Origin of the sequence: Pseudoalteromonas sp. S2755, from assembly GCF_005886535.1 — a bacterium.
In the GTDB taxonomy this organism is placed as follows: domain Bacteria; phylum Pseudomonadota; class Gammaproteobacteria; order Enterobacterales; family Alteromonadaceae; genus Pseudoalteromonas.
Genome location: NZ_PNDS01000288.1, coordinates 1 through 279, shown reverse-complemented (window position 1 = coordinate 279; position 279 = coordinate 1). Strand labels below are relative to the sequence as shown.

Genomic DNA, 279 nt, shown 5'->3' with positions numbered 1-279 from the left:
AGTTTTCTTGTGGTTTTAAGGATATCGTCGGTGCCTTTGGTGATGTTGTTTGGTGATGCTTTTAAACGAGGTAATAATCAGACGGCTTAGGTTATAGTGCTTTGTGTTTTTAATGCCTCAGTCGGTGGGATGCCAAACTGCCGTTTATATGTACGGCTCATCTGAGCGCTATCTGCAAACCACGCGAGCATGGCATCTTGTGTAAGGTTGTTGCCTTGCTGTATGGCAACAACTGAGCAGATCAGCCTGCGCCACAGCACATAATGTCGCCACGCTATC

1 protein-coding gene is annotated in these 279 nt (G+C 46.6%); it reads right to left on the bottom strand.

The window, feature by feature from the left end; all coding sequences use genetic code 11:
* Window positions 1-86: 86 nt before the first annotated feature.
* The coding region (locus CWC03_RS23250; RefSeq protein ID WP_502705383.1) for a helix-turn-helix transcriptional regulator at window positions 87-279 on the bottom strand (193 nt) is incomplete at its 5' end.